At 73.5% G+C, this 5,500-nt stretch carries 5 protein-coding genes and 1 pseudogene; 5 read left to right on the top strand and 1 reads right to left on the bottom strand.

The features are described 5' to 3' along the window. A pseudogene (locus QMZ92_RS35520) lies at positions 1–153 on the top strand (NF041680 family putative transposase); the annotation flags it as partial. Between the two features lie 20 nt (positions 154–173). On the opposite strand, the gene QMZ92_RS35515 reads toward QMZ92_RS35520, so the two are convergent. Continuing rightward, positions 174–1,355, bottom strand: a complete 1,182-nt coding sequence (locus tag QMZ92_RS35515) for a glycosyltransferase (protein WP_283302032.1) — start codon at positions 1,353–1,355, stop codon at positions 174–176. A 58-nt stretch (positions 1,356–1,413) separates the two neighbouring features. Here QMZ92_RS35515 and QMZ92_RS35510 point away from each other — a divergent pair, with 58 nt between their 5' ends. The 4 genes from QMZ92_RS35510 (at position 1,414) to QMZ92_RS35495 (ending at position 5,232) form a co-directional block, all read left to right on the top strand. Further along, on the top strand, positions 1,414–2,217 hold the full coding sequence (locus QMZ92_RS35510) for a glutamate racemase (protein WP_283302029.1): 804 nt from the start codon (positions 1,414–1,416) through the stop codon (positions 2,215–2,217). Positions 2,218–2,352: 135 nt separating this feature from the next. Then, complete coding sequence (locus tag QMZ92_RS35505) at positions 2,353–2,916, top strand: hypothetical protein (protein WP_283302028.1); 564 nt, start codon at positions 2,353–2,355, stop codon at positions 2,914–2,916. Between the two features lie 219 nt (positions 2,917–3,135). Beyond that, on the top strand, positions 3,136–4,740 hold the full coding sequence (lnt, locus tag QMZ92_RS35500; protein ID WP_283302025.1) for an apolipoprotein N-acyltransferase: 1,605 nt from the start codon (positions 3,136–3,138) through the stop codon (positions 4,738–4,740). A 9-nt stretch (positions 4,741–4,749) separates the two neighbouring features. After that, positions 4,750–5,232 (top strand): NUDIX hydrolase, encoded by a 483-nt coding sequence (locus QMZ92_RS35495; protein ID WP_283302023.1) that lies wholly within the window; start codon positions 4,750–4,752, stop codon positions 5,230–5,232. The last annotated feature ends 268 nt before the right edge of the window (positions 5,233–5,500 follow it).

Here is a 5,500-nt window from a genome sequence, read left to right as displayed (position 1 = left end):
GCAGCCCGCCCAGCGACCGCACCGAAACCAACCCGGCCCGGGCCTGGACGGCCTCCCGGCTCGAAGAACAAGCAACGTGCCAAGCGCCACGACGTCGGCAAAACCATCAAACGCGCCGAATCGATCAAGGAACACCAAACACAACGCGGTTAAACGCCAAGCTGAGCCGGGCGTCAACGGTCGGGTGCGGCCTCGGGACGGGAGTACGTACGCCCCTTCCAGGCCGCGCCCCGTCCCCGGTGGTGCTGCACCGCCGAGTCCACCGTCATCAGCAGATAGAGCAGAGCGGTGAACGGCAGCGTCGGGGCGAGCCACAGCGTCTGCCGGTAGTAGCGGAGCACCGGGACGTACGTCGCCGCCATCACCGCCCACGCCAGGAGTCCCGCCCAGCCGGCCACGGCGGACCCCGGTACCCCCGGGAGCACCGCGGCGTACACCGCGACGGGCGGCGACAGATAGACGACTGCGAGCCCGGCGACCGTCCCCGCGAGCAGCAGCGGACTGTGGCGCAGCTGGGCGTAGGCGCTCCGGGACACCATCCGCCACAGGTCCGCGAGCCGTGGATAGGGGCGGACGCTGTCCACCCGCTCGGCGAGCCCCAGCCAGATCCGGCCGCCGGCCCGGCGCACCGCCCGTGCCACGGCGACGTCGTCGATCACCGCCTGCCGCACCGACTCCGGGATCCCGGCGCGCTCGGCCGTCTCCGTGCGCAGCAGCACACATCCGCCCGCCGCGGCCGTGGCGCGCGCGGGCTCCCGGTTGATCCAGCGGAACGGGTAGAGCTGGGCGAAGAAGTACACGAAGGCCGGCACGACCAGGCGCTCCCAGCCGGTCGCCACCCGCAGGCGGGCCATCTGCGACACCATGTCCAGGCCGTTCGCGTTCGCGGCCGCGACCAGTTCGCTCAGACTGTCCGGCTCGTGCGCGATGTCCGCGTCGGTGAGCAGCAGGTAGTCGGGCCGGAGGGCGCGGGCCAGGGCGATGCCGTGCCGCAGGGACCACAGCTTGCCCGTCCACCCCGGCTCCGGGTCGCCCGGCGAGGTCACCGTCAGCGGCAGCCCGTCGTACTGCTCGCCCAGCTTGCGGGCCAGCTCGCCCGTGCCGTCCGTACTGCCGTCGTCGACGAGCACCACCGCCGCCCTGCCCGGGTAGGTCTGCCGCAGCAGCGACGGCAGGCTCTCCGGCAGCACAGCGGCCTCGTCCCTGGCCGGCACGACGACCACCACCGAGGGCCATTGGGCCGGCGCCGTCCGCCGCGGCAGCCGCTGGTCCGTACGCCAGAAGAAGCCCTGCCCGAGCAGCAGCCACAGCCACGCGGCCAGGGAAGTCAGGGCGATCCACGCAAGGGGGCTCATTCGCCGCAGTGTGCACCACATCGCGGGGACCGCAAGGCCCGTCGGCTAGGGTGACCGGGTGAAGATCGCGCTCATGGACTCGGGAATCGGCCTCCTCGCTGCGGCCGCCGCGGTGCGCCGGCTGCGGCCCGACGCCGATCTCGTCCTCTCCTCCGACCCCGACGGCATGCCGTGGGGTCCGCGTACCCCGGAGGACGTCATCGAGCGTGCCCTCACCGTCGCCAGGGCGGCGGCCGCACACCGCCCGGACGCGCTGATCGTCGCCTGCAACACCGCGTCCGTCCACGCCCTCCCGGCGCTGCGCACCGCGCTGGAGCCCGGCCTGCCGGTCATCGGCACCGTACCCGCGATCAAGCCCGCGGCCGCCGGCGGCGGCCGCGTCGCCATCTGGGCCACCCCGGCCACCACGGGCAGTCCCTACCAGCGCGGACTCATAGCGGACTTCGCCGACGGAGCCCGGGTCACCGAAGTGCCGTGCCCCGGTCTCGCCGACGCCGTCCAGTGGGCGGACCAGGCAGCCGTGGCCCGCGCCGTGGCCGCCGCGGCCGCGCTCACCCCTTCGGACGTACGCGCCGTGGTCCTCGGCTGCACCCACTACGAACTCGTCGCCGAGCGGATCCGCGCCGCCGTGGCGGAGGGCCGCCCGGAGGGGCTCCCGCCGGTCGTCCTGCACGGCTCCGCGGGGGCCGTCGCCGCCCAGGCGCTGCGGCGCGTCGGTGCACGTCCCGCGCCCGCGGCCGCGCCCGGCGGCGGTCTGGCGGTACTGCTCAGCGGCCGTGCGTCGGAGCTTCCCGGAGCGGCCCGGGCGTACGCCGAGGGCAGGCTGCTCGACGCGGTGAAACCGGTCACGCCCGCACACTGAGCGGCAGCGCGCCGGCGGATCCGGTTCGCCCGGGACGACCTGGGCAGAAGCGGGGCAGAGGAGCCGTTCCCACGGCTCCGAGGACCTACCCACGAGGCAGTGCTCCCGAACCGGAAGGTGAGTACTGTGCGAGGCATGACGGACCACCCCCGTGGCAAGGGGCAGGCCGGAGACCCGCCGCCCGCACTCTGGACCGGTCGCGCGACCAACCGACTCCAGTGGGTCCTGGCCGCCGCAGGAGCGGCCTGTATGGCCCTGGGAATCGAACTCGCCGTCGACGCGCCGTGGACGTCGGGTGTCGTCGCCCTGCTGATGTCGGTCATCGGCTGCGTCGCCGCCGGGCTGCTGATGCTCTTCGGGACCCTCGCCTTCGTCCATGTGGCGGTGAAGGTCGACAAGGACGCCATGGAGGTGCGCTGCGGCCACATGGGAGTGCCGCGGCGCAGGATTCCGCTCGCACAGGTCGTCGGCGCCGAGTTCGTCCCCAAGGTCACGCCCTGCCACTGGGGCGGCTGGGGCTGCCGCTGGCGTCCCGAGCAGGGTACCGCCGTCATCGTCCGGCGAGGCGAGGGCATTGTGCTCACCCTCGGTGACGGCCGCACCTTCACGGTCACCGTGGACGACGCGGAGACCGCGGTCCGGGTGATCCGCGACCACCTTCGGCCGGGAGCCTCCACGGGGACGACCACGGCCATCTGACCGGCGGCGGAACCCCGTCTCCCGCCGTTGGGACCCCTCTCCCACCTGCGCGGAGAGGCGCCTCCTCCGCTGCCGGGGCGACCACCGGCCGCTGCCGGGAGAATCATCGGCCCCGTGCCCGCCGACGTCCGCCCGTGCCGAGGGCGCGCGCCGCACGGTCGTCCTCCGTACCGGGGCCGCGCCGACGTCGGCGGGCCGCGCCGCCGTAGACTCCGGCACGTGAGCGCCACCATCACCCCCACCGGTACCCGGCAGTCCGTGCCCGCCTCCTCCAACCGGGCAGGCCGGCTGCTGCGGCGGCTCGCCAGGCCCGCTGCGGCCGCGCTGTCCGGGGTCGTGCTGTTCCTGAGCTTCCCGCCGCGCCCGCTCTGGTGGCTGGCGCTCCCCGCCTTCGCGCTGCTCGGCTGGTGCCTCCGCGGACGGCGGGCGCGGGCCGCGTTCGGGCTCGGCCACCTCGCCGGGCTGGGCTTCCTGCTGCCTCTGCTCGTCTGGACGGGAGAGGAGGTCGGCGCCGTCCCGTGGCTGGCCCTGGCCGCGGTCGAGGCGCTGTTCGTCGCCGTGACCGGCGTCGGTGTCGCCGTCGTGTCCCGGCTGCCGCTGTGGCCGGTGTGGGCAGCCGCCGTGTGGATCCTCGGTGAGGGTCTGCGCGCGCGGGTCCCCTTCGGCGGATTCCCCTGGGGCAAGATCGCCTTCGGTCAGGCGGACGGTGTCTTCCTGCCGCTCGCCGCGGTGGGCGGCACCCCCGTGCTGGGCTTCGCGGTCGCGCTGTGCGGCTTCGGGTTGTACGAGACGGCCCGCCGCCTCCGTGAGCACCGGAGGACGGGCGAGTTCCCGCGCGGGCCGGTCGCCGCCGCCGCGCTCACCGTCCTCGTCCCCGTCACCGCCGCCGTCGCGGCGCTGCCCCTCGTCGACGACTCGGCCGAGGACGGCACGGCGACCGTCGCGGCCATCCAGGGCAACGTGCCGCGGCTCGGCCTCGACTTCAACGCACAGCGCCGGGCCGTCCTCGACAACCACGCGAACCGCACCGAGCAGCTCGCCGAGGACGTCGCCGCGGGCAAGGTGCCCGAGCCGGACTTCGTGCTGTGGCCGGAGAACTCCTCGGACCTCGACCCGTACCGCAACGGCGACGCACGGCTGGTGATCGACCGGGCCGTCAGGGCCATCGGGGCGCCGACCGTGATCGGGGCGGTCCTGACCCCCGACACCGGGCCGCTGCGCAACACCCTGATCACCTGGGACCCCGAGAAGGGGCCGGTGGCCACCTACGACAAACGGCACGTGCAGCCGTTCGGCGAGTACATCCCCATGCGGCCCTTCGTCCGCCTCTTCAGCTCCGACGTGGACCGGGTCCGCCGCGACTTCGGCCCCGGCGACAAGGTGGGCGTCTTCGATCTGGCGGGTACCAAGGTGGGCCTCGCCACGTGCTACGAGGCGGCCTTCGACTGGGCGGTGCGGGACACCGTCACGCACGGCGCCCGGTTGATCTCCGTACCCAGCAACAACGCCACCTTCGGCCGCAGCGAGATGACCTACCAGCAACTGGCGATGTCCCGGGTGCGGGCGGTCGAGCACAGCAGGGCCGTCGTGGTGCCCGTCACCAGCGGTGTCAGCGCCATCATCCGGCCGGACGGGACGATCGTGCAGCAGACCCGGATGTTCACCCCGGACGCCCTGGTCGCCGAGGTGCCGCTGCGTTCCTCCCTGACTCCCGCGACACGCATGGGCACTCTCCCCGAGGGCGTCCTTGCGGCACTCGCGCTGGGCGCCATGGGCTGGGTGGGCCGCACCCGCGCGAAGGAGCGTCGGGCCGCGGCCGGTTAGGGTCGGTTCATGGGCATCCCCGATTTCATCCGTGAGATCCGGACCACCGCCGGTCACCAGCTGCTCTTCCTGCCGGGGGTCAGCGCCGTGGTCTTCGACGACGAGGGACGGGTGCTTCTGGGAAGACGCGCCGACACCGGCAAGTGGTCGATCATCGGCGGCATCCCGGAACCGGGGGAGCAGCCGGCCACGGCAGCGGTCCGCGAGGTGTACGAGGAGACCGCCGTACGCTGCGTCCCCGAGCGCATCGTGCTCGTCCAGACGTTCGCCCGGCCGGTGACCTACCCCAACGGCGACCGGTGCCAGTTCATGGACGTGTGCCTGCGCTGCCGGGCGGTCGGCGGTGAGGCACGCGTCAACGACGAGGAGTCGCTGGAGGTGGGGTGGTTCCCCGTCGACGCGCTGCCCGAGCTCGAGGAGTTCGCCCTCTTCCGGATCAAGCAGGCGCTCACCGAGGGCCCGACGTGGTTCGACTCTACGGTGGCCGATTGAACTATGGGCGTTGACCCTATCGGTCGGCGTCTTCGCTGTCCCTGGGGTGCGGACCATGACCATGAACCAGGGTCCCGCCCCCCACCCCGTTTCCCCGTTATGTTTTTCGCGGTCCTGCAAGAGGGCCGCTGGCCTCCGGGCCCGGCATGACTGTTGCCCCCTGTCGAACGGATGACCTGGGGGGTGGTGTCACCGGGTCCGAGGGGTGCCGTCGGAGACGCTGATGAGAGGTCCGACCACCGCCCGGCCGGGCGCAACGCCCGGCCGC

Origin of the sequence: Streptomyces sp. HNM0645 (assembly GCF_030056615.1) — a bacterium.
Classification (GTDB): domain Bacteria; phylum Actinomycetota; class Actinomycetes; order Streptomycetales; family Streptomycetaceae; genus Streptomyces; species Streptomyces marianii.
Note: the sequence above shows the minus strand (reverse complement) of the source record. Positions and strands in the feature narration are given on the sequence as shown.

Excerpts from the sequence above, each read along its gene's own strand:
- QMZ92_RS35515 (WP_283302032.1), bottom strand. The coding sequence starts at position 1,355 with ATGAGCCCCCTTGCGTGGATCGCCCTGACTTCCCTGGCCGCGTGGCTG.
- QMZ92_RS35505 (WP_283302028.1), top strand. The coding sequence starts at position 2,353 with ATGACGGACCACCCCCGTGGCAAGGGGCAGGCCGGAGACCCGCCGCCC.
- QMZ92_RS35495 (WP_283302023.1), top strand. The coding sequence starts at position 4,750 with ATGGGCATCCCCGATTTCATCCGTGAGATCCGGACCACCGCCGGTCAC.